Origin of the sequence: Streptomyces flavofungini (genome assembly GCF_014650815.1) — a bacterium.
In the GTDB taxonomy this organism is placed as follows: domain Bacteria; phylum Actinomycetota; class Actinomycetes; order Streptomycetales; family Streptomycetaceae; genus Streptomyces; species Streptomyces flavofungini.
The window spans coordinates 334,041-360,452 of sequence record NZ_BMVR01000004.1 but is presented as its reverse complement, the minus strand read 5'-3'; the positions used below and the strand labels follow the sequence as shown (position 1 = coordinate 360,452).

The following is a 26,412-nucleotide window of genomic DNA, read 5'->3' as shown; positions in this document are numbered from 1 at the left end:
GGCCCATGGCCAGGCCACGACAGTTCGACGAGGACCGCGTCATCACCGCCGCCATGGAGACCTTCTGGCGCCACGGGTACGAGGGCACGTCCACCCGCGACCTGTGCGACAGCACGGGCCTCGGCCCTTCGAGCCTCTACAACACCTTCGGCGGCAAGCGCGAACTGTATCTGCGCGCCCTTGAGCGGTACTACGCGACGGTCACCGCCGAGCAGGTCGCGCGCCTGAACGAGCCCGGCTCCGCGAAGGAGCGGCTGCGCGCCATGATGCTGCACTCCATCGACAGCGACCTCGACGACGCCGAGGGGCGGCGCGGCTGCTTCGCCATGAACGCCGCCGTCGAGGTCGCCGCCCTCGACCCGGACGTCAAGAGCGCCGTGCGGCGCTGCTTCGACCGGGTCGAGGACGAGCTGTGCGCGGTCGTGGGCGCGGGCCAGGCCGCGGGCGAGATCCCGTCCGGACGCGACGCCCGCGCCCTGGCCCGCCTGGTGCAGAGCACGTACTACGGCCTGCGCGTGCTGAGCCGGGTCCAGGACGACCGGAAGGCTCTCCTGGCGACGGTGGACAGCACGCTCGCGGACCTCTGAACCAGTTCCAAAACGAACGTTCTACCGCGTGAACAACTGTGTTCTGGGAACGACCTGTTGGGACTGGTTCGGGCTCGACCACAGCAGCTTCATGTGCGCCTCACCGGTGTTCTCCGCGTAGTCGACGCGGATGCTGTGGCGCTTCCCGGCCGTCAGTGCCACCTGCGCCTTGTCGACCTTCGGCTCGTGCGGATTCCACGAGTCGATGACGAGCTTGCCGTCGATCCAGACGCGGACCACGTCGTCGGAGACCGTCGTGAGGGTGTACGTCTCCGTGCGGCGCGGCTCGACCGAGCCCGTCCAACGGACGCCGAAGCGGTCGGAGGGGATGGACACGGCCGGTGAACCCCCGAACTTCCAGGCGTGGTTGACCGTCGGGTCGGTGCGGGTGACCTTCGGGGTGCCGGACAGCTCCGGGTTGTCGAAGATCTCCTGCTTGAGGCCCCTGCCCTTGCCGGGGCGGGCCGTGCGGCCGGGGTCCACGGTCAGTTCGATCACGGTGGCGGTCGGGTTCGTCGCGGCGCCGGAGGGGGTCACGTCGAAGCCGTCGCCGGACCGGGTGACGGTGACCCGCTGGGAGCTGCCGAGCACGCGGGCCGACGTGACCTTGAAGTCGGTGCGCGCGGTCAGGTGCAGGGGCTTGCCCGCCCCGGGCCACTGCGTGACCGCCGCGTACAGCTTGTCGCCCTTGCGGCTCACCGCACCCCACTTCGGCTCCGCGACCAGCCCGCCGTAGCGCGCCCCGTACACCGCCTCGCCCTGGCCCGCCGTGCGCAGCCAGGTGCCCATCTCCTTGAGGCGGTCGACGGACGGCTGCGGGACGCGGCCGCGCGCGTCGGGGCCGACGTTCAGGAGGTAGTTGCCGCTGCGGGACGTGGTGGCGAGCAGATTGCGGACGAGGCTCGTGCTCGACTTCCAGTTCTGGTCGTAGCGGGCGAAGCCCCAGTTGTCGTTGAGCGTCATGCAGGACTCCCAGAGCTGGCCGTCGACCGGCGCGTCGGGGATCTCCTGCTCGGGCGTGCCGTAGTCGCCGTCGACCACGCGGCGCTTGCCGACGCGGTTGTTGATGACGAGGTCGGGGTTCAGGCCGCGCAGATACGACTCCAGGCGCTCGCCGTCCTTCGAGGTCCACGGGTTGTGCGGGTCCTCGGTGTCCCACTCGCCGTCGAACCACAGCAGCGCCGGGTCATAGTTGTCGACCAGCTCCTTGAGCTGCGCGTACATGCGCTTCTCGTACTTCGGGAAGGTCGCCGGGTCCGCGAAGTCCGGGTCGTGCCAGTCCCAGATCGAGTAGTAGAAGCCGAGCTTGATGCCCGCCTCGTCGGCGGCCTTCTTCAGTTCGGCGAGGATGTCGCGGTTCTTGTCGAACGACGAATGGTCGCGCAGGTTCCAGGAGTTGACCTTCGTCGGCCACATCGCGTAGCCCTCGTGGTGCTTGGACGTGATGACGATGTACTTCATCCCCGCGTCCTTGGCCGCCCGCACGACCGCCTTCGCGTCGAAGTCCGCGGGGTCGAAGGCCTGCGCCTGCTTCTCGTAGGCGTCCTTGGGGATCTTGCACTGGCGCTGGATCCACTCGGCGTTGCGGCACACGGTGCCGTCGGGGCGCCGGTACTCGCCCTCCAGGTTCGAGTACGCGCCGAAGTGGATGAACATGCCGAAGCGGTCCTGCCGGAACCAGTTGGTGCGGTCGGCGGTGAAGGGGTCGTCGGCGGCGTGGTCGGTGCCGGGGCCCATGGTCGGCCGGGGCGACTTGTCGGGGGCGGACTGCTCCGGGGCGGGCGCGGCGGTGGCCGTCGGGAGGGCCGTGGCCGCGAGGGCCGCGGTGAGGAGCAGGGCGAGCGTGGGGACTCTGCGACGCATGTGCGGGCTCCTGTTCGTTGACGGAACGCTCGGGAACGTAGGAGCAGATACATCCGATGTCAATGGGAGGAACGGGACCCTCCTGGGGATTAGTTGGGGCGTACGGTGCCTGCTGATCCGATGAATCGAGGTGGTCCGGGGTGCAGTCGAAGTAATCCCGGGAACATGTTTGGTGGCCCTGGATCTCGCGTTCCGGCGTGTGGCAGGCTCCTCCAAGTCCCCCCACCAGACCCGGAATTCAGGACTTCTCTGTGCGTCGAATACCTGCCGTTGCCACCTGCGTCACCGCCGTGCTCGCCCTCGCGCTCACCGGATGCGGAGGTGACGACGAGAAGAGCGACAAGGGCGCGTCGGGTTCCACGGGCTCCGTGGAGGAGCCCGCGAAGGACGACGGAAAGGGCGCCGAGGAGGGCGAGAAGGCCGACGGCAAGAAGACCGCGTCGCCCACCCCGAGCCGTACGAAGAAGACGACCGCCTCCCCGACGCCGACGCGCACCAGCCGCCCGACCGCCGCGGCCACCCCCACCAAGCCCCGCGCCAGCGCCCCCGCCGTGCCCCCGAAGAAGACCACGCGCCCCGCCTCCGGGCCGCAGTCCGTGCAGGGCACCTGGTACCACGTGCGGCGCGGCACCGGCGGGCGGCTCATCGTCCTCACCATCAACGGCACCTCGATGAACATGGCGTCCGGCGGCAAGTCCTGCCCCGGCAGCATCACTTCGGCCATGGTGATCCGCGCGACCTGCATGGGTGAGTCGGCCGCGGGGACGGCCCGGCTCAGCGGGGGGCAGCTCACCTTCGCCTGGCCGGACGGCAGCGGCAACGACTACTTCCGGCGGACGCAGCCCGCGGCCTGAACGGCGGCCGACGGCACGGTGACGGGCAGAGCAACCTCCGGCCAGAGGGTTACGGAACGGGGCGGGGCCGGGCAAGAGTCACTTCGGTACCCGCCACCCGCCCCGACCCCCCGGAGCCCCGCATGCCGCACCCGCCCCGCCGTCGCACCGTCCTGACCGCGTTCGCCGGCACCGCCGGTGCCGCGGTGGCCTGTTCGCCCGCCTCGTCGCAGGGCGCGGGCGGCCCAGCGCCCGGCGTCTCGGTCAGTACGCGCTCCGGGGCCGGGCCCGCCGCCGCGGCCACCGCGGCGGCGCGGCGGCTGCTCCCCGACCACTGGGAGCAGATCACGTTCAAGACGGTGCCGGGCGACGACGCCTTCCGGGTGTCCGGAAAGCGCGGTCGCGTCGTCGTCTCGGGACCCACCGCAGCCGTCCAACTCACCGGTCTGCGGCACTACTTGCAGCACACCGCGCACGCCTCGATCACCTGGGCGGGCGACCAGCTCGACCTCCCCGCGACGCTCCCCGACCCCGGCGCCCCCGTCACCCGGCGCGCCGACGTCCCGCACCGCTTCGTCCTCAACGACACCAACGACGGCTATGTGAACGCCTACGCCGATTGGACCTACTGGGAGCACGAACTCGACGTACTCGCCCTGCACGGCTACAACGAGGTCCTGGTGTACGCCGGGGCCGACGCCGTCTATCACCGGACGTTTCAGGAGTTCGGGTACGACGACGAGGAGCTGCGGGCCTGGGTGCCGGGTCCCGCGCACCAGCCGTGGTGGCTGCTGCAGAACATGTCGTCCTTCCCGCACCCCGTGTCGCGGCAGTTGCTCGCCAAGCGCGCCCGCCTCGGCCGCCGCATCGCCGACCGGGCCCGCGAGCTGGGCATGACGGCGGTCCTGCCCGGCTACTTCGGCACCGTCCCGCCCGGTTTCGCCGACCGCAATCCGGGGGCGGCGACCGTGCCGCAGGGCGACTGGGTGGGCTTCGCGCGGCCGGACTGGCTGGACCCGCGCACCGACGCGTTCGCGCGCGTGGCCGCCGCGTTCTACCGGGTGCAGGACGAGCTGATCGGCCCGTCGACGATGTACAAGATGGACCTGCTGCACGAGGGCGGCAAGCCCGGTGACGTGCCGGTCGGCGAGGCCGCGAAGAGCGTCGAGAAGGCGCTGCGGACCGCCCACCCGGGCGCGCTCTGGGTGATCCTGGGCTGGCAGCACAATCCGCCGAAGGCCATCACGGACGCCGTCGACAAGTCCCGCATGCTCGTCGTCGACGGGCTCAGCGACCGCTTCCCCACGGTCACCGACCGCGAGTCCGACTGGGGCTCTACGCCGTACACCTTCGGCTCGATCTGGAATTTCGGCGGGCACACGGTCCTCGGCGCGAACACGCCGGACTGGGCGGAGCTGTACGAGAAGTGGCGCACCAAGGACGGCAGCACCCTGCGCGGCATCGCGCTCATGCCGGAGGCGGCCGACAACAACCCGGCGGCGTTCACCCTGTTCTCCGAACTGCCTTGGCTGGACGGCGACTTGGACCTGAAGGCGTGGTTCGACGCGTGGTCGGTGGCGCGCTACGGGGCGGCCGACCCGCACGCGCGGGCCGCCTGGGACGTGCTGCGCCGCACCGTCTACGGCACGACGCGCGCGGACGAGTGGGCCGAGGGTGCCGACGGTCTGTTCGGCGCGCGGCCCGGGCTCGGGGTGACGTCGGCGGCCTCCTGGTCGCCGAAGAAGCTGCGCTACGAGGCGGCCGACTTCGAGCCCGCGCTCGGGAGGCTCCTCGCGGTGCGCCGGGAGTTGCGCGGGTCGTCCGCGTACCGCCGCGATCTGCTCGACGTGGCCCGGCAGGCCCTGTCCAACCGCAGTCGGGTCCTGCTGCCGCGGATCAAGGACGCCTACGACCGGCGGGACACCGCCCGCTTCCACGAGCTGACCCGCACCTGGCTCGGCCTGATCGACCTCCTCGACCGGCTCGTGGCCACCGACGCCCGGCATCTCCTCGGCCGGGCGCTCGCCGACGCCCGGGGCTGGGGTGCCGACGCCCGCGAACGGGACCAACTGGCTTACGACCAGCTGTCGTTGCTGACCGTGTGGGGCACCCGCGCCGGGGCCGACGCGGGCCTGAAGGACTACGCGAACCGGGAGTGGGCGGGCCTGGTCGGCGGCCTGTACCGGCTGCGCTGGAAGACGTACTTCGACGAGCTGCGCGCCGCGCTCGACGAGGGCCGCGCGCCGAAGGACATCGACTGGTTCGCGCTGGAGGACCGCTGGACCCGGAACCCGGGCCGCCTCGCGGTCCGCCCCACCGGGGACACGTACGCGATCGCGAAGCAGGTGCGTTCCGTGCTCGCCGGGGCCGAGTGACCGCGCCGGGTCTCCCGGCACCCCGCAGAAGTGGTGAGTCGCCGCGCCCGCGGACGGACGGAAGCAGGATTCCGCCGCGGGCGCGACCCCCTCACCAGGATCTGGTCAGCGCCTCACCGGGGCACGATCAGGCAGGGCACTCCTTCCACTTCACGCGGTAGATGGTGCTGATGTCCCCGTCGGTCGAGTCCATCGTCATGAAGCTGGTCTTGGTGCGGTCCGAGGTGCCGAGGTCGACGCGCAGCTCGGTGTTGATGTTGAAGTTGCGCTGTTTCCCGCAGGGCGCCCAGACGAGCTGGGTGACCTCGGTCTCGTCGGTGGCCTGCCAGTTGTCGGCGACCGGGCCGTTGAAGGCGTGGGTCTTGGCCGCCGTGTCCGGTGAGCCCTGGAAGTAGTAGGACGCCTTTTCGGTGCCCTTGGCGCCGCGCTCCAGGTTCGCGAAGCCGCGGTAGTCGGCGCTCGCGATCGCGTAGGTGAATCCGTGGGGGACGTGGACGATCAGGCTGAGCTGGCAGTTCTTCCGGAACGCCGTGGGTGAGGAACTCCCGCCCGCCTGGGCGAGGTAGTCGCTGTACGTGACGGTGAAGGCCGTGTTGTCCTCGGATACGGCGACGGCGGCGGTACCTCTCGGGCAGCCCGAACCGTTCACGGTGGCGACGTCGATCACGATCTTGTCCGGCGGCGGATCAGAGAACTCCGACGGATTCTGCGCGGGCAGACCCGCGCCGATCAGGGCGGCGAGAGCGCCACCGGCGAGCAGTGCAGCGGACATGGTTCTCCCAATTCTTGCTTCGGCCCACGGCGGCACGCGCGCAGGGCGCGGCGCCGTGAGGTGGGGGATGTAGCGGTGCTGGGAGGAACTGACTCAGCCCTCGCCCGGGGGCCGGGAGCGGTCCGCGGGCGATGAGCGGAGGCTGAGGGTGATGGGATAGTACGGACCAGCGTGAGCAGCGACTAGGGCGATGTCCGGCCATGTATGGGCGAAGTCGCGCGTCCCGTGGGGCTTCCGGGGCGGGTCTCCTGGACGGCGGGGCGCGCCGGGACGTGATCCCTGGGCCCCGAGGACGCACCACACCTCCGACGACTCTTGCTTGACGGGTATACGTCATCTCCAAACTCTGGTAGGAAACCTTCCTAACAGAACAGCGGAACGCTGAACTCCCCCACCTGGAGGACCCGTTGCACGCTCACCGCACCCCCCATGGGCGCACCACGCGACGTGCCGTGATCGGCCTGGTCGGCGCCACTCTGGTCGCCGGTTCGCTGGCCCTGACCCAGACCGCGGGCGCCGCCCCGGCACCGGCGCCCGCGAGCGCCGCCCCCGCCGTCTCCGCCGCCGCCGGGCTCGACGACCCGGCGAAGAAGGAGATCGCGATGAAGCTGGTCTCCAGCGCGGAGAACTCCTCACTCGACTGGAAGTCGCAGTACAGCTACATCGAGGACATCGACGACGGCCGCGGCTACACGGCGGGCATCATCGGCTTCTGTTCCGGCACCGGCGACATGCTCGACCTCGTCGAGCTGTACACCCAGCGCAAGCCCGGCAACGTGCTCGCGAAGTACCTGCCCGCGCTGCGCGAGGTGGACGGCAGCGACTCGCACGCGGGCCTGGACCCGAACTTCACCAAGGACTGGAAGAAGGCCGCGCAGGACTCGGCGTTCCAGAAGGCCCAGAACGACGAGCGGGACCGCGTCTACTTCAACCCGGCGGTCAAGCAGGGCAAGGCCGACGGCATCGGCACGCTCGGCCAGTTCGCCTACTACGACGCGATCGTCATGCACGGCGACGGCGGCGACAGCACCAGCTTCAGCAACATACGCAAGCGCGCCCTGACCAAGGCCAAGCCCCCGGCGCAGGGCGGCAACGAGGTCACCTACCTGCACGCCTTCCTCGACGCCCGGGTCTGGGCGATGAAGCAGGAGGAGGCCCACGAGGACACCAGCCGCGTGGACACCGCGCAGCGCGTGTTCCTCAACAAGAAGAACCTGAACCTGAACCCGCCGCTGGACTGGAAGGTCTACGGGGAGTCGTTCCACATCGGCAGCTAGCCGACACCCGGATCGGCGGCCGACGGTTGGCCGCCGTCCGGATCGGCAGGCAGCCAGGCAGCACCCGGCGCGGGCGGGGCTCTCAGGGCACCGGCGGATGCCCCGAGCACCTCGCCCGCCGCCGCGGCACCCGCCTCAGTGGGTGGTCGCGGGCGCCTCGGCAGCGGGGGACTCGGCCGCCGGACTCCCCTCGCTCCCCAGGTGGTTGAAGACCAGGTTCAGCGACACGGCGAGGACGCAGCCCGTCGAGATGCCGGAGCCGAGGACGATCTGCGCCCAGTCGGGGAACGCGTCGTAGAAGCCGTCCGAGAGGGCGGGGGCCAGGCCCGCGCCCAGCGTGACGACCACGATCAGGGCGTTGTCGCCGCGGTGCAGGTCCGCCTGGAGCAGGGTCTGCATGCCGCTCACCGCGATCGACCCGAAGAGGAAGAGGCTGACCGCCGCGAGGACCGGCATCGGGACGACGGAGATCAGCGCCGCCGCGGCCGGGCTGAGGCCGATCAGGACGAGGATGGCGCCGCTCAGCGCGACGACGAAGCGGCTGCGCACCTTGGAGATCACGACCAGGCCGATGTTCTGGGCGAACGCGCTGGCGTGGAAGGCGTTGAAGAGCGGGCTGAGCGCGGAGCCGAGGGCGTCGGCGCGCAGACCGCGGGCGATGGTCTGCTCGTCGACGTCCTTCTCGACGATCTTCCCGAGGGCGATCATGTCGGCGGTCGACTCGGTGAGGATCACCAGCATCACGACGCACATCGAGATGATCGCGGGGATGTTGAACTCCGGGGCGCCGAAGTGCAGCGGCGAGGGGATGCCGACCGGGTCGGCGCCGTCCAGCTTGGAGAAGTCGGCCAGGCCCATCGGTATCGCGAGCAGCGTGCCGAAGACCATCGCGAAGAGCATGCTGACCTGCTTGAGGAAGCCGCGTGTGAAGCGCTGGAGCAGCAGCATCGCGAGCACCGTGGCGCCCGCGAGGCCGATCGAGCGCGGCTCCGGCGTGCCCGTCGCCGAGTCGTCGACGATCCAGTCGTACGCGACGGGGATGAGCGAGACGCCGATCAGGGTGATGACGGAGCCCGTGACCACCGGCGGGAAGAACCGGACGAGCCGTGAGAAGTACGAACTGACCAGGAACCCGAAGACGCTCGACACGATGATCGCGCCGAAGACGACCGGCATGCCCGCCTCGACGCCGCCCTGCGTGGCGATGACCGTCAGCATCACGCCGACACCGGCGAACGAGACGCCGTTGACGAACGGCAGCCGCGAGCCGATGAAGGTGCCGATGCCCAGCGTCTGGAGCAGCGTCGCGATGCCGGCCATCAGGAGGCTGCCGCCCATGAGCACGGCGGTGTCCCCCGGCGACATCTTCGCCGCGACGGCCACGACGAGCGGGACGGAGACCGCGCCCGCGTACATGGAGGCGACGTGCTGGAGGCTCGCGACGAGCATGCGGCCGGGCGGCAGGATCTCGTCGACCGGGTGGACTTCGGGGGCGCCCGCTTGCGCGTCGGCGGGTCGACCGGTGGGGGGCGGTGCAGAACTCATGGTGGCGCTTCTTCCGTTGTGTGACGCCGGAAGTCGGCCCCGTCCCGTGGGAGTTCTTGAGACGCGAGACGGGGCCAACACGACCGACTGGAAAGTAACTTCCGCGATACGGGCGGCGGCACGACGCTACGTCAGTACACCCCGGCGGCGGAAGACCCCGCGGGTGAGGAGTGTGTGCGCTGTTCGGCGATCTCCCCGCCGGGTTCCATCGGTGCCGTGACCTCGTCGTCCTCGCTGCCCTTGCCGGTGTGGTTGAACAGCAGGTTCAGGACGACCGCGGCGACGCAGCCGGTGGAGATGCCGGAGTCCAGGATGATCTTCGCGGTCTCCGGGAACGCGTGGTAGAACTCCGGCGCGGAGATGGGGATCAGGCCCACCGCGAGGGAGACGGCGACGATCAGGACGTTGTTGTCCTTGTCCAGGCCCGCCTTGACGAGGGTCTGGATGCCGCTCGCGGCGACCGAGCCGAACAGGACTACGCCCGCGCCGCCGAGCACGGGCCGGGGCACGACCGCGATGAGCGAGGCGGCCATCGGGCACAGGCCCATCAGGACCAGGAAGCCGCCGCCGGTGGCGACGACGTACCGGCTGCGGATCTTCGTCATCGCGACGAGGCCGATGTTCTGCGCGAAGGCGCTGCACATGAAGCCGTTGAAGAGCGGGCTGACGGCGGAGCCGAGGGTGTCGGCGCGCAGGCCCGCGGCGATGGTCCTCTCGTCGGCGGGGCGGTCCACGATCTCACCGAGGGCCAGCATGTCGGCCGTCGACTCGGTCATCGAGACGACCATGACGACACAGAGCGAGACGATCGCGGCGGCGGCGAACTGCGGGGCCCCGAAGTGGAACGGCGTCGGGAAGCCGACCACGTCCGCGTCGGCGACCGGCCCGAAGTCCGTGACGTCGAAGGGGATCGCGACGAGCGTGCCGATGACCAGGCCGAGCAGCACCGCGATCTGCTTCACGAAGCCGCGCGTGAAGCGGCGCAGCAGCAGCACGATCACCAGGGTGATGCCCGCGAGCGACAGGTACTCGGTCGAGCCGTAGTCGTCGGCCGCCGGGTTCGGGCCCTGCATCCAGCCGAAGGCCACCGGCATCAGGGAGATGCCGATGAGCGTGATGACCGTGCCGGTGACCACGGGCGGGAAGAAGCGGATCATCTTGGAGAAGAACGGCGCGGCGATGAAGCCGAGCAGACCCGCGACGATCACCGCGCCGAAGATGATCGGCAGCGCGTCGTCCTTGTCCTTGGTGGAGTCGACGACCGCGAGCATGGGCGCGACACCGGCGAAGGTGACGCCGTTGACGAACGGCAGCCGCGCGCCGATCTTCCAGACGCCGAGCGTCTGCAGGAAGGTCGCGAGTCCGGCCGTGAACAGACAGGCGCCGGTGAGGAAGGTGAGTTCCTTCGCCGACAGGCCGACGGCCGCGCCCACGATGAGCGGCGGCGCGACGACGCCCGCGTACATGGCGGCGACGTGCTGGAGGCCGGTCGTGGCCATCTTCAGGGGTGGCAGCTTCTCGTCGACGGGATGCGGGGCGCCGTCGACCGGCTGTTTGGTATGCCCCGTCGTCGCGTCGGCGGCGTCGGCCGCGGCGCCGGCTTCGTCGGGGGTCCTGCCTTGCTTGGTGAACCTGGGCTTGGTCGCCACTGCGGCTCCTCCGGTTGTTTTCCAGTCCCGGCTGCGGACCGGCAACTTTTCGCTTCTGGGAGGTGGTGCATGGTGCAAGGACGTGCGCGTGCTCAAGGGGTGCGGCTATGAAGTTGTGGTGCGCCCAGGCAGTGCTGACCGCCCCGGGCACGTGAGGCTTTGGGCCACGTGCCGGGGCGGCACCCGAGCAGCCCGCTCGGCTGCTCGGGTCCGGTCAGGGGCCGTCCCCCCTGACCGGAGATCCAGGGTTCAGCTCCCCGCGGCGATGCGCGCGAGTCGCTGTGCCTCGTCCCGCGTGACGCGGGCGATGGCGTCCTCGTCGACGTGCAGCAGGCGGCCGTTCTCGACGACCGGCTCGCCGTTGACGAGGGAAAGGGTCACCGGCGCGGCGGCGCCGAAGACGATGGCGGTGACCGGGTCGGCGATCGAGGAGTGCCCGATGCCGTCGATCTTCCACAGGACCAGGTCGGCGAGCTTGCCCGCTTCCAGGGAGCCGATCTGGCTCGCCCGGCCGAGGACCTGGGCACCGCCGTACGTCCCCAGGCGCAGGGCCTGCCGGGCGTTCAGGGCGGCTTCCTTGTGGGCGCCCAGGCGGTTGATGAGGAGCGCGTTGCGCAGTTCGGTGTGCAGCTCGCCGGCCTCGTTGGAGGCGGTGCCGTCGACGCCGAGGCCGACGGGGACGCCCGCGGCGAGCATGTCGGGTACGCGGGCGATGCCGGCGGCGAGCCGGGCGTTGGAGGAGGGGCAGTGGGCGACGCCGGTGCCGGTGCGGGCGAACGCCTCGATGTCGGAGTCGTTCATGTGGACGCAGTGCGCCATCCACACGTCCTCACCGAGCCAGCCGGTGGACGCGAAGTAGTCGGTCGGGCCGAGGCCGAAGAGCTCGTGGCAGAACTTCTCCTCCTCGACCGTCTCGCTGCCGTGGGTGTGCAGCCGGACGCCGAGGCGGCGCGCCAACTCCGCTCCCTGCTTCATGAGTTCGGTGGAGACGGAAAACGGCGAGCAGGGGGCGACGGCCACCTGCGTCATGGCGCCGAAGGACGCGTCGTGGTGCTTCTTGACGGTCTCCTCGGTGGCGGCGAGCGCGCCCTCCAGGGTCTCCACGGCGAAGTCCGGCGGCAGGCCGCCGTCCTTCTCGCTGCGGTCCATGGAGCCGCGCGCCAGGGTGAAGCGCACACCCATCTCGCGGGCCGCCCCGATGATGGCGCCGGAGAGGTCGCCGGAGCCCTGCGGGTAGACGTAGTGGTGGTCCATGGCGGTGGTGACGCCGCCGCGGGCCATCATGCCGAGGGAGCCCTGCGCGGCGGCGCGGACCATCTCCTCGTCGATGCGGGCCCAGGTCGGGTACAGCGCCACCAGCCAGTTGAAGAGGTTGTGGTCGGTGGCGAGGCCCCGGGTGATCCACTGGTAGAAGTGGTGGTGCGTGTTCACCAGGCCGGGGGTGGCCAGGTGGCCGGTGCCGTCGACGCGGCGTACGACGTTCTCCAGGCCCTCGGGAGCCTTCCCCGCGCCGATCGACTCGATCGTGTTGCCCGCGACGACCACGTACCCCGAGGCGTACTCGGTGTCGTTGGCGTCCACGGTCGCGATGGCGCAGTTCTCGATGACGATGCGCGCTGCGGCGCCGCCGGGGGTTGCCGATGCTGCCATGGTGCTTCCTTTTCCTGCGAGTGGCGGAGGGGGTACCCCCTGCTCGTGAAGAGCTTGGGGGCGGGCACGGCATGACCCTAGGAAGATTTGAGTGCCGTGGCGGTGGCGCCACGGGTGCCGAGGTGGTGGAAGAACAGGTTGAGCGAGACCGCGGTGAGCGCGCCCGCGCTGATGCCGGAGCCGAGGACCGTCTGGGCCCACGCGGGGAAGTCCGCGTAGAAGGCGGGCGCGGCGAGCGGGATGATGCCCGCGCCGAGCGACACGGCCACCAGGATGATGTTGGAGCTGTCGTCCAGGCCCGCCTCGGACAGCGTGCGGATGCCGCTGACCGCGATGGAGCCGAAGAGGACGATGCCCGCGCCGCCGAGCACCGGCATCGGTACGAGGCTGACGACCGCCCCGAGCGCCGGGAAGGCGCCGAGCACGATCAGCGTGCCGCCCGCGACGGCGACGACGTAGCGGCTGCGTACCCGGGTCAGCGAGACGACGCCGACGTTCTGGGCGAAGGCGCTGGTGGGGAAACCGCCGAAGACCGGGCCGACGAGGGTGGCGATGCCGTCGGTGCGCAGGCCGCGCGTGATGGTCCTCCCGTCCGTCTTGCGCTCACAGATCTCGCCGAGCGCGAGCATTCCGGCGCTCGACTCCGTCATCAGGACGAGCATCACGATGCACAGCGAGAGGATCGCGGCGGGCTGGAACTCGGGGGCGCCGAAGGCGAACGGCTCGGGCACGGCCGCGACGGGCGCGGACTTCAGGGCGGCGAAGTCGGCCATGCCGAACGGGATCGCGGCGAGCGTGCCGATGAACAGGCCCATGAGCAGGGCGACTTGCTTGAGGAAGCCGCGGGCGAAGCGCTGGCAGAGCAGGATCACCACGAGCGTGAAGGCGGCGAGCGCGAGGAAGCGCATGTCGCCGAAGTCGGCGGCCTCCTTGTCGCCGCCCTGCGCCCAGGTGACGGGCACGGGCATCAGGGTCACGCCGATGAGGGTGATGACGACGCCGGTGACGAGCGGCGGGAAGAAGCGGAGCAGCCGCCCGAAGAAGGGCCCGACGGCGAGGCAGAAGACGCCCGCGACCATCACCGCGCCGTAGATGGCGGGGAGTTGATGACCCTGCGCGCTGTTCTCGGCGATGGCGAGGATCGGCGCGATGCCCGCGGAGGAGGCGGCGTTCACGAACGGCAGGCGGTTGCCGACGAACCCTTTGACGCCGAGGGTCTGCAGGATGGTGGCGAGCCCGGCGATGAGCAGGCCGGCCGCGATCAGCCGGGTCTGGGCGGCGGTGTCGAGGCCGACGGCCTGGCCGATGATGAGCGGAGGGGTGACGACGCCCGCGTACATGGCGGCGATGTGCTGGAGCGCGGCGGGGACGAGCCGCGACGGCTGGAGCTTCTCGTCCACCGGGTGACACACGGGAGTTGACGTCCCGTCGGGTATTGCGGGCGGTGCCATAGCTGTCGTTCCCTCCGGTGTGGCGCGCCCCGGACGTCAGGTGCCGGGGCGCGCGTCCCGCGTCAGAGGTTGGTCATGTCGACCGGGATCCTGGCCTCGGTGCCTTCGCGCAGGATGGTGGCCTCGATGAGGCCGTAGGGGCGGTCGGCGGCGTAGTAGACCGCGCCGTCCTTGGCCTCGTTGTCGAGGCCGAAGGCGGACAGGTCCTGGCGGAAGTGGTGCTTGTTCGGGGCGGAGAAGCGGATCTCGTCGATCTCGCCCCGGTTGTTCAGGACCCGCGTGCCCATTTGGTAGAGCGTCTGCTGGAGCGAGAGGGAGTAGGTCTCCACGAAGGCCTGCAGGATGTGCTTCTTGGCCTGCTCGTAGGACTTCTCCCAGTTCGGCATGCGCTGCTCGTCGCTGGACCAGTTGTGCCGCCACCACGTCGACAGGGACGTGGCGAGGATGCGGTCGTAGTCCTCCTTGAGCGTCGTGTACTTGTCCTTGATGTAGCCCCAGAACTCGGAGTTCGTGGAGTTCATCACGGTCAGGTCCTTCAGACCGCTCAGGACCTCGAACTTCGCTCCCCCGTCGCCTTCGGCGGAGTAGGTGATCTGGGCGAGCCGCGTCTCCTGGCCCTTGCGCACGAAGGAGTGCTTGACCTCGTCGGCGCCGATGAACTGCGAGTTGGCGTCGGAGGCGGCGATGCGCTCCCAGGCGTACTCCTCGATGCGGATGCGCGCCCGGTGGATGGAGGGCTGGCTGTCCACGAAGTGCCGGGCGAGGTGGATGCCGTACTGCTCGGCGGACTCGATGCCGTATTCCTTGGCGAACGCGAAGCAGGTGTTCTTCGTGGTGTCCGTCGGCAGGCAGTTGGCGTTCGAGCCGCTGTAGTGGACGTCGTCCAGGTCGCCGGAGAGGGCGACGGAGACGTTCAGGTCCTTGATGTGGTGGGTGTCGCCGTCCCGCGTGATCTTGACGACCCGGTTCTCGGCCTTGCCGTACTGGTTCTGGCCCAGGATCACAGGGCGGGCGCGGCGGGAATCGTCTGTCATGTCTGCTAGCTCCCTCGGTAAACGGAGTAGCCGAACGGGTTGAGCAGCAGCGGTACGTGGTAGTGCTCGCCCGGTACGACGGCGAAGGTGATCGCCACCTCGGGGAAGAACACACCGTTCGCACCGCTGTCCCGATTCGCGGGGGCGTCCTGCTGCGCCTCGGCTTGCTTGTCCTGCTTGTTCAGGAAGTACGTCTCGACGGCGAAGTCGAGCCGTACGCGGGTGGTGCCCTCCGGCAGCGCCGGCAGGTCCTTGCAGCGCCCGTCCGCGTCCGTGGCCGAGCCGCCGAGCGCGATCCAGTCCGCGCCGCCGCCGGAGCGGGCGGCCAGCGCGATGGCGACGCCCTCGGCGGGGCGGCCGACGCTGGTGTCCAGGATGTGCGTGGACACGGATGCGGTGGTGTCGGTGCTCATGCGTTCTCGTCCTCCAGAAGACGGGCCAGGCGGATGCGGTTGATCTTGCCGAGTTCGGTGCGGACGATCTCCCGCTCCTGCTCGGGCGAGTTGCCGATCCGGTCCCGGACCGCGTCCCGCATCTGCTCGCCGGTCCTGCCGGTGGCGCAGATGAGGAAGACGTGGCCGAACCTGTCCTGGTAGGCCAGGTTGAGGTCGAGCAGCTCGGCCTTGAGCCCCTCGGACGCCCCGGCCATGCCCGCCTGCTCGCGGGACGAGGTCGGGTCGCCCGGCTTCGGGCGCCCGATGGGCGGGTGCCCGGCCATCGCCTCGGCCAGGTCGTCGGCGGTCAGCTCGGCCATGGCGGCGTCGCTGGCTGCGTAGAGGGCGTCGGCGGTGGTGAAGGGGCGCTGGGCGAGCAGTGCGCTCCCCCAGGCCGACGAGGCGCAGGCCTCGTGGAGCTCGGCGGTGGCCGCCGGCTCCGGCAGGGCGTTGAACCGGGCCAGGCCCGGTGTCGTACGGGAAGTCACGGGGTGCCTCCGTGGCCATGTGCTGGACGGGCTGCGGAACAGCTAAGACCTTCAACAACATCCCGTCAACAGTTTGTTGAAATCATTTGAACAAAGAAGCCGCCACCCCGCGATCCGGGTGACGGCTTGGCCGCGCAGCGTGACGCCGCCCCGCGCCGGGGGCGCGGAGCTACTTGCCCTTCGCGGCGTTCTCCCTGTTCAGGTAGTTGTACACGGTGAAACGGCTGACCCCGAGGGCGCCCGCCACGGTCTCCACGCCATGGCGCACGGAGAACGCGCCACGGGCCTCGAGTATCCGTACGACCTCCTGCTTGGCCTTGCGGTCGAGCTCCGCGAGGGGCATGCCGCGCTTGCGCTCCAGGGCGAGCAGGATGTGGTCGAGGGAGTCCGCGAGCTGCGGCAGCCGCACCGCGAGCACGTCCGCACCCTCCCAGGACAGGACCACGTCGTCCGGGCCCGCCTGGTCCGGCGGCAGCATTTCGCCGCCCATGGCGTCCACGAGCGGCTTGACGGCGGTGACGAAGGGGTCGTCCCCGAATCCGGTCACGGGGCGACCTCCCCCGGCTCGGCCCGGTCGCCGGAATCCGTCCGCCCGCCGGGCTCCGCGATCACATTGACCTGGAGCGAGACGCGGGTGGCGCCGGCACCCAGGGACCGGCGCAGCATCGCGTCGACAGCCGTCAGGACCGCGTCGACGTCGCCCTCGGCGGTGTTGCCGAAGGGGCCGACGTCCACGGCGTCCAGGTCGGCGCCCTGGATGACGTCGCGGGCGGCCAGGGCGTGGGGCGGCGCCTCGTCGAGGTCGAAGGGCTCGGTCGTGAACTCCACTCTCAATCGCACGGCGCCAACTTAACTCGGCATCCGGCCGTCCAGGCGGCCCCGTCCGATTTTCCGGCGGAGCCCCTTGACAGCTTCCACGGATCGGATGCAGTCTTCCATCAAGCAGAAATGAACTTCCGCAATACGGAAGGAGCGCGGAAGCCCCATGGGATACTCCGACCAGCGCTTCAATGTGAACCTGTCGATCCTCTTCACCGAGCTCCCGCTCCTGGAGCGCCCCGCGGCCGCCGCGAAGGCCGGCTTCGGCGCGGTCGAGCTGTGGTGGCCCTGGGTCGACGCCCCCACCCCCGAGCGGTCCGAGCTCGACGCCCTGAGAAAGGCGATCGAGGACGCGGGCGTGCAGTTGGTGGGACTGAACTTCTACGCCGGACAGCTTCCGGGTCCCGATCGCGGCGCCCTTTCGATCCCCGGCGAGGAGAGCGCGAAGTTCCGCGCGAACCTCGCGGTGGCGGCGGACTTCGCGAAGTCGCTCGGCTGCACGGCGCTGAACGCCCTGTACGGCAACCGCGTCGACGGCGTGGACCCAGCCGTCCAGGACGAACTCGCCCTGGAGAACCTGGTGTTGGCCGCCCGGGAGGCTTCTCGCGTGGGCGCGGTTCTGTTGATCGAGGCGCTCAACGCCCCCGAGTCGCCCAAGTGCCCCATCGTGAGCGCGCCCAAGGCGATCGAGATCGTGGACAAGGTGAACGCCGCGACGGGGCTCGACAACGCCAAGTTCCTCATGGACCTGTACCACCTCTCCATGAACGGGGAGGACCTGCCCTCGGTCATCGAGCGGTACGCGGCCAGGACCGGGCATGTGCAGATCGCCGACAACCCCGGCCGGGGCGCCCCGGGCACCGGTTCGCTGCCGCTGGAGGAGCTGCTCGATCAGCTCCGGACGGCGGGGTACGACGGGTGGGTCGGCCTTGAGTACAAGGCGGGCGACCGCCCCAGCGCCGAGTCGTTCGGCTGGCTGTCCTAAACAGCTGACACAGAAACACCGAGTAGGAGAGGTTCCCTCATGAGCACGCTTCCCAAGGTCGCCTGGATCGGACTCGGCATCATGGGATCGCCCATGTCCGAGAACCTGATCAAGGCGGGGTACTCCGTCACCGGCTTCACGCTGGAGCAGGACAAGCTCGACCGGCTCGCCGCCGCGGGCGGCACCGCCGCCAAGTCGATCGCCGAGGCCGTCGGGGACGCCGACGTGATCGTGACGATGGTGCCCGCGTCCCCGCAGGTCGAGGCCATCGCGTACGGCCCGGACGGCATCCTGGAGAACGCGAGGTCCGGCGCGCTCCTCATCGACATGTCGTCGATCACCCCGCAGACCTCCGTCGACCTGGCGAAGGCCGCCGAGGACAAGGGCATCCGCGTCCTGGACGCCCCCGTGTCCGGTGGCGAGGCCGGTGCCATCGAGGCCGTCCTCTCCATCATGGTCGGCGGCGAGCAGGCCGACTTCGACGCGGCCAAGCCGCTCCTGGACGCGCTCGGCAAGACCATCGTGCTGTGCGGCCCGCACGGCTCCGGCCAGACGGTGAAGGCCGCGAACCAGCTCATCGTCGCCGTCAACATCCAGGCGTGCGCCGAGGCCGTGGTCTTCCTGGAGAAGTCCGGCGTGGACCTGACGGCGGCCCTGGACGTGCTCAACGGCGGCCTCGCCGGTTCGACCGTCCTGACCCGCAAGAAGGACAACTTCCTGAACCGGGACTTCAAGCCGGGCTTCCGCATCGACCTGCACCACAAGGACATGGGCATCGTGACCGACGCCGCCCGCAACGTCGGCGCGGCCCTGCCCGTCGGCGCCGTGGTCGCCCAGCTCGTCGCCTCCCTGCGCGCACAGGGCGACGGCGGCCTCGACCACTCCGCGCTGCTCCGCTCCGTCGAGCGCCTCTCCGGCGCCCAGCTCTGACCGAGGGCCCGCACCTCGCAGGCCTGAGAGCACCCCAGACTTCCGGGCCGCGGCGGCGTTGACACCTGTCCTGTCGCGCCCAGACGCCGCCGCGGCCCGGAACCCTCCACCCCGCTCATCAACTTCAACAAACTGTTGACGTAGCAGCTCAGGGGTCCCTACGCTCCCCATCACGTCAGCAGCCACAGCACGGAAGGCCGACCCACCACCATGTCGCAGCGTGTGCTCACGACCGAGTCCGGCGCTCCTGTCGCCGACAACCAGAACTCCGCCTCCGCCGGTGTCGGCGGCCCGCTGCTCCTCCAGGACCAGCACCTGTTGGAGAAGCTCGCCCGCTTCAACCGCGAGCGGATCCCGGAGCGCGTCGTGCACGCCCGTGGCTCGGGCGCCTACGGCTACTTCGAGGTGACCGACGACGTCACCGCGTACACCTCCGCGGACTTCCTCGGCGAGGTGGGCAAGCGCACGGAGACCTTCCTGCGGTTCTCCACCGTGGCCGACAGCCTCGGCGGCGCGGACGCGGTCCGCGACCCGCGCGGCTTCGCGGTGAAGTTCTATACCGAAGAGGGCAATTACGACCTCGTCGGCAACAACACCCCGGTGTTCTTCATCAAGGACCCGATCAAGTTCCCGGACTTCATCCACTCGCAGAAGCGCGACCCGTTCACGGGCAAGCAGGAGCCGGACAACGTCTGGGACTTCTGGGCGCACGCCCCCGAGGCCACGCACCAGGTGACCTGGCTGATGGGCGACCGCGGCATCCCCGCCTCGTACCGGCACATGAACGGCTACGGCTCGCACACCTACCAGTGGACGAACGCCGAGGGCGAGGCCTTCTTCGTCAAGTACCACTTCAAGACGAACCAGGGCGTCCGCTGCCTCTCCGCCGAGCAGGGCGCCGAGCTCGCGGGCAAGGACGCCAACTCGCACCAGACGGACCTGCTCCAGGCCATCGAGCGGGGCGTGAACCCGTCCTGGACCCTGCACGTACAGGTGATGCCGGCGGCGGACGCGGCCGACTACCGCTTCAACCCGTTCGACCTGACCAAGGTGTGGCCGCACAGCGACTACCCGCTGCGGCGCGTGGGCCGCCTGGTCCTCGACCGCAACCCGGACAACATCTTCGCCGAGGTCGAGCAGGCCGCGTTCTCGCCGAACAACTTCGTGCCCGGCATCGGCCCCTCGCCGGACAAGATGCTCCAGGGCCGCCTGTTCGCGTACGCCGACGCGCACCGCTACCGCCTGGGCGTCAACCACACCCAGCTCGCCGTGAACGCGCCGAAGGCCGTGCCCGGGGGCAGTGCGGACAACTACGGCCGCGACGGCCTGATGGCGTCCAACGCCTACGGCCGCGACCGCAGGAACTACGAGCCGAACTCCTACGACGGCCCCACCGAGACCGGCAAGCCCCTGTCGGCCCCGCTGGCCGTCACCGGCCACACGGGCACGCACGAGGCCCCGGCCCACACCAAGGACGACGACTTCTTCCAGGCCGGCGAGCTGTACCGGCTGATGTCCGCCGAGGAGAAGTCCCGCCTGGTGGCGAACATCGCGGGCGGCCTCTCGCAGGTCTCGCGCGACGACGTCATCGAGAAGAACCTCGCCCACTTCCACGCCGCCGACGCCGACTACGGCAAGCGCGTCGAAGCGGCGGTGCGCGCCCTGCGCGACGACTGAGGTTCACCAACCCCCAGGCTGCGCGGGGGACTTGACGGGAGGTCGGTCCCCCTGCGCGGAGACCCGCAGCGCCGTGGACCCGGATGAGGGGTGGCCCACGGCGGGCGGGACGACGTGGACCGCGGCGGCTCGGACGAGCCAGTGCGGTGGTGAAGGTCTCCCGGCGCGCCTTCGACCTGAGAAGGCGCGGCCGGGGACTGTCGCCCGCGCCGCCGCGGTCCCGGCACCCCCCTGAATCCCGCCCGGCGGCGCGTATGCATGTTCCGCCAGTCGCACGCCGTCGGGCGGCAGCAACTCCCGGACCCCGGGGCGCGTCGCGCCCCGGGGGCTTCGTCGTCCCCGGGGTCTCAGCGCACCTTCTCCCCCGCCGCCAGCGTCGCCACCATCCGCTCCAGGCGTGCCGCCCGCGTGCGGTCCGTGCGTGCCGTCTGCAGCCGCAGGATCACCCGGAACCGGTCCGTCTTGCCGAGCCCGTCGTACGTCCGGGCGGCCCGGGGCTCGGCGGCCAGCGCGGCCGCGAGGTCGTCGGGGACGCGCGCCTCGGCCTGCGGGTCGTACGCGGCGTCCCAGCGGCCGTCCGCCTTCGCCGCCGCGATCTCGGCGAACCCGCGCGGCCGCACCCGGCCCGCGGCGATCAGCGCCTCCACCCGGTCGATGTTCCGCTTCGACCAGGTGCCGCGCGGGCGGCGCGGGGTGATCTTCTGCAGGAAGTAGGTGTCGTCGTGGCGGCGGCGCTGACCGTCGATCCACCCGAAGCACAGCTCCAGGTCGATCACCTCGTCGATCGTCACGGAGGCGACGCCCGAGGCCTTCTTGGCCAGCTTGAGCCAGATGCCGGGGCTGTCCTCGTGGTGCGCGTCGAGCCACTCCTCAAGGGCGCTCCGGTCGGCGAACGCGCGGACGGGGAGGCCGTCGAACGTCTCCATGGCAGGGCTCCTTCGCTCCGTACGCACCTCACGCCACGGTATACGGCCCGCTCCCCCGCACGGCGGAGACGGTTCGGCGCCCGGACTGACGATCCCCGTCCACGGCGGCGGAAGAGTAATTGCCATGACGACGACAGCAGTTCACGAGGACGACATCCGCACCGGCACGGACGCGGACACGGGGTGGGGCATGGCCGGGGGCACGGACACCGGCGCGAACCCCGGCACACGTACAGGCGCAGGCCACCACGCCAGCACCAGCACCGGCACCGGCACCGAGCGCCCCGTCCCCCGCTGGGCCGAGCGCGTCGCGCACCTCATCCCCCTCGTCCTGCTCGCCCAGTGCGTGTGGCGGCTCCCCTTCGCCTTCGGGTTCGACATGGGTACCGGCACCGGGTCGATCGGCAGCCTGTGGATCTCGGTGCCGTACATCTTCGCGCTGAGTCTGCTCACCGAGGCGCTCGCCCTGCTGGGCTTCGGGCTCGTGCGGGGCTGGGGCGAGGTGGCGCCGGGCTGGATCCCGCTGCTCGGCGGGCGGCGCCTGAACCGCTGGGTGGCGGTGGTGCCCGCGACGCTCGGCGGCCTCGGCGCGACGGCCCTGTTCGGGCCCTTCACGCTGGGCGCCCTCGGCCTCGGCGTCTCGTTCGGGGAGTACGACAGCGGCTTCTGGGAGTTCCTGTTCCGGGCCTGCGTCCTGCCGGTCGGCCTGTGGGGCCCGCTGGTCCTGGCCCTGACGGTCCACTACTTCGTACGCCGCGGCCCCGCCGCCGCACGGGCCGCGATCCCTGCCGTGAACACGTCCACGGAGAACCCGAACCGCGTGTCGGCGTCGTCCTGAGCCAGCTCCGCGAGCCGCGCCAGCCGCGGCAGGCCGTCGGCGTCGGCAGTACGCAGCCACGGCGGCGGGTGGGCCGCCAGGTCGGCCGGGTCGAGACCGGCGGGCGGGCGGTCCCGCGGGACGTCCTCGAACTCCACGAAGCCCACGACCAGGCGGATCGTCTCCATACAGGCGCGGTAGGCGTCCGCGAGGCCGAGGCCGACCGCCTCGAAGAAGCCGATCAGGGCGTCCACGTTGCGGAGCATCACCGGGTGCGTGGCCAGGGTGATGTTCTCGCTCAGGGCCAGGGTGGTCATGCCGGGGTGGCGGCGGTAGTGGGCGCGCAGGTCGGCGCAGAAGGCCCGCAGGCCGGCCCGCCAGGCTTCCGGGGCCGGGTCCAGGGCCGGTGGCCGCCAGGCCGCCTGGAACACCTCGGCGGCGACCGTGATCAGGTCGCGGCGGTCGTCGACGTAGTTGTACAAGGCGCGTGGGGAGACGCCCAGTTCGGCCGCGAGGGAACGCATCGTGAGGGCGGCGGGGCCGTGCCGCCCCAGGAACGCGAGAGCCGCCTCGCCGACGCCCTGCCGGGTCAGGGTCGCCCGGCCCTTCCGGTGGGTGGGCCGTTGCCGTGTGGTGCCGCTCATCCCCTGAGGCTAGCGCCCGCTCCCCTCGATGGCGGCTCCGCTCCCCTGGGCCCGGCGCCCGCTCCCTCCGAGGCCGCTCCCGCTTGAACTTCACACATGTTGACTTTAAGGAGTCCGAGCGCCAGGGTGGCCCGGGTAAGGATTGCCTCACCTCGCTTGGAGCCGTCGATGCGCCGTCTCTCCGGGCTCGCCATGGACCTCGGCCCGCTGCGCGAAAGCCGCGATTTCCGGCTGCTGTACGCGGGTTTCCTCGGCGCCCTCATCGGCACCCTGATGACCGGGGTCGCGGTGGCGGTGCAGGTGTACGACCTCACCGGCTCGTCCCTGCACATCGGGCTCGTCAGCCTCGCCCGCGCGCTGCCCATGGTCGCGGGCGTCCTCGTCGGGGGCGTGCTCGCCGACCGGATGGACCGCCGCACCCTGATGATCGTCACGCGCCTTCCGCTCACCCTCGCCGCCGGCGCGCTCGCCGCCAACGCCCTTGCCCCGGAGCCCCAGTTGTGGCTGATCTACGCGGCCACCGCCACGACGGGCCTGCTGGCGGGCCTCGGCGGTCCCGCCATGCTGGCCGCGGTCCCGGCCCTCGCGGGCACCGGCCGCCTCGCCGCCGCGGGCGCGCTGCTCTCCGGCTCCACCCAACTCGCCGCGCTCATCGGCCCCGCGGCGGGCGGCGCGCTCATCGCGGGCCCCGGCCTCGCCGCCTGCTACGCCGTCGACGCGGCGGGCTTCCTGGTGTTCACGGCGGCGCTGCTCTTCGTCCGGCCGCTGCCGGTGCCCGCGGGCGGCGGCGCGTCCGGCAAGGGGGTGCGGCGGGCGTTCGGCTCGCTCGCGGACGGGTTGCGGTTCGTACGGCGGCACCGGCTCGTCCTCGGGCTGCTCCTGGTCGACGCGGCGGCGATGGTCTTCACGATGCCGCAGGCGCTGTACCCGGCCCTGGCCGACGAGCGATTCGGGGGTGGCGCGGCCGTCGTCGGCCTGCTCTACGCGGCGCCCGCGTGCGGGGCCCTGGTGGGCGCGGCGACCAGCGGGTGGACGGCCCGTGCGGGCGGGCACGCGCTGATCGGCGCGGTGCTGCTGTGGGGCGCCGCCCTCACCGGCTTCGGCGCCGGCTCCTGGCTGCCGCTCGCCCTGGTGCTCCTGGCCCTCGCGGGCTTCGGCGACCTGATCTCCGAGACGCTGCGCTCGGCGCTGCTCCAGCACGGCACACCGGACGAACTGCGTGGCCGTGTCAGCGGGTTGTGGATGGCACAGGCGACGGTGTCGCCCGCGCTCGGCAACACGGCGGTCGGCTTCCTGGCCGAACTGACCGGCGCGGGCGCGGCGGTGACGATCGGCGGCCTCGTCTGCGTCGGGGCCACGGTGGCGGTGGCGGTGGCGTTCCCGTCGCTGCGGCGGGCGCGGCTCGGCTCCGCCCCGGCAGACGGCGACGTGCGCGAGGAGACGCCGACGGACGGCGGCGCACGCGAAGAGACCCCGACGGACGGCGGCGCACGCGCGAAGGCTCCGGCGGACGGCGGCGCACGCGCGAAGGCTCCGGCGGACGGCGGCGCACGCGCGAAGGCCCCCGCCCCGGAGCCGAACTCCGGTGCGGGGGCCTCCTCTTGAGCGACCGGTGCACCTCCGACCAGGCAACCGGTGCGCCGCGACGTACTACGCCTTGAGCGTCTTGATGGCACTCGGCGCGTGCCACGGCTCCGTGGCGATCTCCTCGAACTCGGTGACATCGCTGATGTCCGCCGTGCGGCTCATGGAGATGTTGGTGATCCGCTCCAGGATCGCCTCGACGACGACCGGCACCCGGTACTCCTGCGCCAGCTTCTTGGCCTCCTCGAAGGCGGCGCCGAGGTCGGCCGGGTCGGTGACGCGGATGGCCTTGCAGCCGAGGCCCTCGGCGACCTTGACGTGGTCGACGCCGTAGACGCCGAGCTCCGGCGAGTTCAGGTTCTCGAACTCCAGGTTGACCTGGAAGTTGATGTCCAGGCCGATCTGGGCCTGGCGGATCAGGCCCAGGTAGGAGTTGTTCACGAGGACGTGGACGTAGGGGATGCGGTGCTGGGCGCCGACGGCCAGTTCCTCGATCATGAACTGGAAGTCGTAGTCGCCGGAGAGGGCGACGACCTGGGCGTCCGGGTCGGCCGTGGCGACACCGAGGGCGGCCGGGATGGTCCAGCCGAGCGGGCCCGCCTGGCCGCAGTTGATCCAGTGCCGCGGCTTGTAGACGTGCAGCATCTGGGCGCCGGCGATCTGGGAGAGGCCGATGGTGGTGACGTACCGGGTCTCCGGGCCGAAGGCCTTGTTCATCTCCTCGTACACGCGCTGCGGCTTCATCGGGATGTCGTCGAAGTGCGTACGGCGCAGCAGCGTGGACTTGTGCTCCTGGCCCCGGGCGATCCAGGCGCTCCGGTCGGGCAGTTCGCCCGCGGCCTTCAGCTCCGTGGCGACCTCGACGAACAGCTCCAGGGCCGCCTTGGCGTCGGAGGCGATGCCGTAGTCCGGCGCGAAGATCTTGCCGATCTGGGTCGGCTCGATGTCGACGTGCACGAACGTGCGGCCCTCGCGGTACACGTCCAGCTTGTAGCCGGTGTGGCGGTTGGCCCAGCGGTTGCCGATGCCGAGGACGAAGTCCGACTCCAGGAACGTCGCGTTGCCGTAGCGGTGCGAGGTCTGCAGGCCGACCATGCCCGCGTTCAGCTCGTGGTCGTCGGGGATGGTGCCCCAGCCCATCAGGGTCGGGATGACCGGAGTGCCCGTCAGCTCCGCGAACTCCACCAGGAGTTCGGAGGCGTCGGCGTTGATGATGCCGCCGCCCGCGACGATCAGCGGCCGCTCGGAGTTCACGAGCATGCCGATGGCCTTGGCGATCTGGGCACGGCTCGCGGTCGGCTTGTAGACCGGCAGCGGCTGGTACGTCTCCGGGTCGAACTCGATCTCGGTGAGCTGGACGTCGATGGGCAGGTCGATGAGGACCGGCCCGGGACGGCCGGAGCGCATCAGGTGGAATGCCTGCTGGAAGACGCCGGGGACCTGCGCGGCCTCCAGGACCGTGACGGCCATCTTCGTCACCGGCTTGGCGATCGAGGCGATGTCGACGGCCTGGAAGTCCTCCTTGTGGATCACGCTCGTGGGCGCCTGGCCCGTGATGCACAGGATCGGGATCGAGTCACCGATGGCGGAGTAGAGGCCGGTGATCATGTCGGTGCCCGCCGGGCCCGACGTGCCGATGCAGACACCGATGTTGCCCGGGTGGGTGCGCGTGTACCCCTCGGCCATGTGCGAGGCGCCCTCGACGTGGCGGGCGAGCGTGTGATCGATGCCGCCGCCTTCCTGGAGCGCCTTGTAGAAGGGGTTGATCGCGGCCCCCGGCACACCGAACGCGTTGGTGACGCCCTCGCGCTTGAGGATCTCAACTGCCGCGCGGGCAGCGGTCATACGAGCCATTGAGTTCTCCTGCTTCGGCTGACGAAGCCACGGCCCCCGTCGCGCCCCGCGGTGAGCCGTGCCTTCCGGTCCTGCTTCCGCGCCGTGGTCCGCCTTTCGACTTCTTCCACATTGCGGAAATTATGTTCTGCTATATGGAAGCAATGTAAGGGGGTGCGCGGGGGCCGTCAAGGGATGCCGGGGCACGCGGGGGCGGGTGCGGGCAGGCGGGGGCGCGC

23 protein-coding genes are annotated in these 26,412 nt (G+C 70.9%); 9 read left to right on the top strand and 14 right to left on the bottom strand.

The window, feature by feature from the left end; all coding sequences use genetic code 11:
- The first annotated feature begins 5 nt into the window (after positions 1 to 5).
- Positions 6 to 587: a TetR/AcrR family transcriptional regulator gene (locus IE274_RS11845; RefSeq protein WP_190115622.1), complete on the top strand. Its 582-nt coding sequence runs from the start codon at positions 6 to 8 to the stop codon at positions 585 to 587.
- A 21-nt stretch (positions 588 to 608) separates the two neighbouring features.
- On the opposite strand, the gene IE274_RS11840 is transcribed toward IE274_RS11845, so the two are convergent.
- The gene (locus IE274_RS11840) at positions 609 to 2,450 is read right to left on the bottom strand and encodes an alpha-L-fucosidase (RefSeq protein WP_190115621.1); all 1,842 of its coding nucleotides are present in this window, start codon (positions 2,448 to 2,450) and stop codon (positions 609 to 611) included.
- A 251-nt stretch (positions 2,451 to 2,701) separates the two neighbouring features.
- Between IE274_RS11840 and IE274_RS11835 the strand changes: the two genes are divergently transcribed.
- Together IE274_RS11835 and IE274_RS11830 are read left to right on the top strand one after the other, a co-directional pair.
- Positions 2,702 to 3,304: a hypothetical protein gene (locus IE274_RS11835; protein WP_190115620.1), complete on the top strand. Its 603-nt coding sequence runs from the start codon at positions 2,702 to 2,704 to the stop codon at positions 3,302 to 3,304.
- Between the two features lie 122 nt (positions 3,305 to 3,426).
- Complete coding sequence (locus IE274_RS11830) at positions 3,427 to 5,658, top strand: alpha-N-acetylglucosaminidase (protein WP_190115619.1); 2,232 nt, start codon at positions 3,427 to 3,429, stop codon at positions 5,656 to 5,658.
- A gap of 127 nt (positions 5,659 to 5,785) precedes the next feature.
- Here IE274_RS11830 and IE274_RS11825 read toward each other — a convergent pair whose 3' ends face one another.
- Positions 5,786 to 6,430: a DUF4360 domain-containing protein gene (locus tag IE274_RS11825; protein ID WP_190115618.1), complete on the bottom strand. Its 645-nt coding sequence runs from the start codon at positions 6,428 to 6,430 to the stop codon at positions 5,786 to 5,788.
- Between the two features lie 407 nt (positions 6,431 to 6,837).
- Between IE274_RS11825 and IE274_RS11820 the strand changes: the two genes are divergently transcribed.
- A complete protein-coding gene (locus IE274_RS11820; RefSeq protein ID WP_372447052.1) occupies positions 6,838 to 7,707 on the top strand; it encodes a chitosanase in 870 nt (289 codons plus the stop codon).
- A gap of 135 nt (positions 7,708 to 7,842) precedes the next feature.
- On the opposite strand, the gene IE274_RS11815 is transcribed toward IE274_RS11820, so the two are convergent.
- The 9 genes from IE274_RS11815 to IE274_RS11775 all read right to left on the bottom strand — a co-directional run bounded on the left by IE274_RS11815 (position 7,843) and on the right by IE274_RS11775 (position 16,798).
- A complete protein-coding gene (locus IE274_RS11815) occupies positions 7,843 to 9,252 on the bottom strand; it encodes a nucleobase:cation symporter-2 family protein (RefSeq protein ID WP_190115617.1) in 1,410 nt (469 codons plus the stop codon).
- A gap of 131 nt (positions 9,253 to 9,383) precedes the next feature.
- Positions 9,384 to 10,751, bottom strand: a complete 1,368-nt coding sequence (locus IE274_RS11810; protein WP_229909510.1) for a nucleobase:cation symporter-2 family protein — start codon at positions 10,749 to 10,751, stop codon at positions 9,384 to 9,386.
- Between the two features lie 399 nt (positions 10,752 to 11,150).
- Positions 11,151 to 12,551: an 8-oxoguanine deaminase gene (locus IE274_RS11805; protein WP_190115615.1), complete on the bottom strand. Its 1,401-nt coding sequence runs from the start codon at positions 12,549 to 12,551 to the stop codon at positions 11,151 to 11,153.
- A gap of 77 nt (positions 12,552 to 12,628) precedes the next feature.
- On the bottom strand, positions 12,629 to 14,002 hold the full coding sequence (locus tag IE274_RS11800; protein WP_190115614.1) for a nucleobase:cation symporter-2 family protein: 1,374 nt from the start codon (positions 14,000 to 14,002) through the stop codon (positions 12,629 to 12,631).
- A 62-nt stretch (positions 14,003 to 14,064) separates the two neighbouring features.
- Positions 14,065 to 15,036: a factor-independent urate hydroxylase gene (gene pucL, locus IE274_RS11795; protein ID WP_190115613.1), complete on the bottom strand. Its 972-nt coding sequence runs from the start codon at positions 15,034 to 15,036 to the stop codon at positions 14,065 to 14,067.
- A gap of 5 nt (positions 15,037 to 15,041) precedes the next feature.
- On the bottom strand, positions 15,042 to 15,449 hold the full coding sequence (gene uraH, locus IE274_RS11790) for a hydroxyisourate hydrolase (protein ID WP_190115612.1): 408 nt from the start codon (positions 15,447 to 15,449) through the stop codon (positions 15,042 to 15,044).
- The gene (gene uraD, locus IE274_RS11785; protein WP_190115611.1) at positions 15,446 to 15,958 is read right to left on the bottom strand and encodes a 2-oxo-4-hydroxy-4-carboxy-5-ureidoimidazoline decarboxylase; all 513 of its coding nucleotides are present in this window, start codon (positions 15,956 to 15,958) and stop codon (positions 15,446 to 15,448) included. The genes uraH and uraD overlap by 4 nt, the downstream gene beginning before the upstream one ends.
- Before the next feature lie 169 nt (positions 15,959 to 16,127).
- Positions 16,128 to 16,505, bottom strand: coding sequence for a helix-turn-helix domain-containing protein (locus tag IE274_RS11780; RefSeq protein ID WP_190115610.1), 378 nt, complete (start codon positions 16,503 to 16,505; stop codon positions 16,128 to 16,130).
- Complete coding sequence (locus IE274_RS11775; protein ID WP_190115609.1) at positions 16,502 to 16,798, bottom strand: YkoF family thiamine-binding protein; 297 nt, start codon at positions 16,796 to 16,798, stop codon at positions 16,502 to 16,504. Before IE274_RS11775 ends, IE274_RS11780 begins: the two co-directional genes overlap by 4 nt.
- A 145-nt stretch (positions 16,799 to 16,943) precedes the next feature.
- On the opposite strand from IE274_RS11775, the gene IE274_RS11770 reads away from it, so the two are divergent.
- The 3 genes from IE274_RS11770 to IE274_RS11760 all read left to right on the top strand — a co-directional run bounded on the left by IE274_RS11770 (position 16,944) and on the right by IE274_RS11760 (position 20,369).
- Positions 16,944 to 17,762, top strand: coding sequence for a TIM barrel protein (locus tag IE274_RS11770; protein WP_190115608.1), 819 nt, complete (start codon positions 16,944 to 16,946; stop codon positions 17,760 to 17,762).
- Between the two features lie 39 nt (positions 17,763 to 17,801).
- Positions 17,802 to 18,692 (top strand): 2-hydroxy-3-oxopropionate reductase, encoded by an 891-nt coding sequence (locus tag IE274_RS11765; protein ID WP_190115607.1) that lies wholly within the window; start codon positions 17,802 to 17,804, stop codon positions 18,690 to 18,692.
- A 210-nt stretch (positions 18,693 to 18,902) separates the two neighbouring features.
- Positions 18,903 to 20,369, top strand: coding sequence for a catalase (locus IE274_RS11760; RefSeq protein WP_190115606.1), 1,467 nt, complete (start codon positions 18,903 to 18,905; stop codon positions 20,367 to 20,369).
- Between the two features lie 347 nt (positions 20,370 to 20,716).
- Here the strand turns inward: IE274_RS11760 and IE274_RS11755 are convergent, their stop codons facing one another.
- On the bottom strand, positions 20,717 to 21,295 hold the full coding sequence (locus IE274_RS11755; protein ID WP_190115605.1) for a YdeI/OmpD-associated family protein: 579 nt from the start codon (positions 21,293 to 21,295) through the stop codon (positions 20,717 to 20,719).
- 124 nt (positions 21,296 to 21,419) lie between these two features.
- On the opposite strand from IE274_RS11755, the gene IE274_RS11750 reads away from it, so the two are divergent.
- Positions 21,420 to 22,133: a hypothetical protein gene (locus IE274_RS11750; RefSeq protein ID WP_229909472.1), complete on the top strand. Its 714-nt coding sequence runs from the start codon at positions 21,420 to 21,422 to the stop codon at positions 22,131 to 22,133.
- On the opposite strand, the gene IE274_RS11745 is transcribed toward IE274_RS11750, so the two are convergent.
- The gene (locus IE274_RS11745) at positions 22,037 to 22,756 is read right to left on the bottom strand and encodes a TetR/AcrR family transcriptional regulator (RefSeq protein ID WP_190115604.1); all 720 of its coding nucleotides are present in this window, start codon (positions 22,754 to 22,756) and stop codon (positions 22,037 to 22,039) included. The genes IE274_RS11750 and IE274_RS11745 overlap by 97 nt on opposite strands.
- Before the next feature lie 168 nt (positions 22,757 to 22,924).
- Between IE274_RS11745 and IE274_RS11740 the strand changes: the two genes are divergently transcribed.
- Positions 22,925 to 24,361, top strand: a complete 1,437-nt coding sequence (locus IE274_RS11740) for an MFS transporter (protein WP_229909471.1) — start codon at positions 22,925 to 22,927, stop codon at positions 24,359 to 24,361.
- 45 nt (positions 24,362 to 24,406) lie between these two features.
- On the opposite strand, the gene gcl is transcribed toward IE274_RS11740, so the two are convergent.
- Positions 24,407 to 26,185, bottom strand: coding sequence for a glyoxylate carboligase (gcl, locus tag IE274_RS11735; protein WP_190115603.1), 1,779 nt, complete (start codon positions 26,183 to 26,185; stop codon positions 24,407 to 24,409).
- Between the last annotated feature and the right edge of the window lie 227 nt (positions 26,186 to 26,412).

Excerpts from the sequence above, each read along its gene's own strand:
- IE274_RS11845 (WP_190115622.1), top strand. The coding sequence starts at position 6 with ATGGCCAGGCCACGACAGTTCGACGAGGACCGCGTCATCACCGCCGCC.
- IE274_RS11840 (WP_190115621.1), bottom strand. The coding sequence starts at position 2,450 with ATGCGTCGCAGAGTCCCCACGCTCGCCCTGCTCCTCACCGCGGCCCTC.
- IE274_RS11830 (WP_190115619.1), top strand. The coding sequence starts at position 3,427 with ATGCCGCACCCGCCCCGCCGTCGCACCGTCCTGACCGCGTTCGCCGGC.
- IE274_RS11825 (WP_190115618.1), bottom strand. The coding sequence starts at position 6,430 with ATGTCCGCTGCACTGCTCGCCGGTGGCGCTCTCGCCGCCCTGATCGGC.
- IE274_RS11815 (WP_190115617.1), bottom strand. The coding sequence starts at position 9,252 with ATGAGTTCTGCACCGCCCCCCACCGGTCGACCCGCCGACGCGCAAGCG.
- IE274_RS11810 (WP_229909510.1), bottom strand. The coding sequence starts at position 10,751 with ATGGCCACGACCGGCCTCCAGCACGTCGCCGCCATGTACGCGGGCGTC.
- IE274_RS11805 (WP_190115615.1), bottom strand. The coding sequence starts at position 12,551 with ATGGCAGCATCGGCAACCCCCGGCGGCGCCGCAGCGCGCATCGTCATC.
- IE274_RS11800 (WP_190115614.1), bottom strand. The coding sequence starts at position 14,002 with ATGGCACCGCCCGCAATACCCGACGGGACGTCAACTCCCGTGTGTCAC.
- pucL (WP_190115613.1), bottom strand. The coding sequence starts at position 15,036 with ATGACAGACGATTCCCGCCGCGCCCGCCCTGTGATCCTGGGCCAGAAC.
- uraH (WP_190115612.1), bottom strand. The coding sequence starts at position 15,449 with ATGAGCACCGACACCACCGCATCCGTGTCCACGCACATCCTGGACACC.
- IE274_RS11770 (WP_190115608.1), top strand. The coding sequence starts at position 16,944 with ATGGGATACTCCGACCAGCGCTTCAATGTGAACCTGTCGATCCTCTTC.
- IE274_RS11765 (WP_190115607.1), top strand. The coding sequence starts at position 17,802 with ATGAGCACGCTTCCCAAGGTCGCCTGGATCGGACTCGGCATCATGGGA.
- IE274_RS11760 (WP_190115606.1), top strand. The coding sequence starts at position 18,903 with ATGTCGCAGCGTGTGCTCACGACCGAGTCCGGCGCTCCTGTCGCCGAC.
- IE274_RS11755 (WP_190115605.1), bottom strand. The coding sequence starts at position 21,295 with ATGGAGACGTTCGACGGCCTCCCCGTCCGCGCGTTCGCCGACCGGAGC.
- IE274_RS11750 (WP_229909472.1), top strand. The coding sequence starts at position 21,420 with ATGACGACGACAGCAGTTCACGAGGACGACATCCGCACCGGCACGGAC.
- IE274_RS11745 (WP_190115604.1), bottom strand. The coding sequence starts at position 22,756 with ATGAGCGGCACCACACGGCAACGGCCCACCCACCGGAAGGGCCGGGCG.
- IE274_RS11740 (WP_229909471.1), top strand. The coding sequence starts at position 22,925 with ATGCGCCGTCTCTCCGGGCTCGCCATGGACCTCGGCCCGCTGCGCGAA.
- gcl (WP_190115603.1), bottom strand. The coding sequence starts at position 26,185 with ATGACCGCTGCCCGCGCGGCAGTTGAGATCCTCAAGCGCGAGGGCGTC.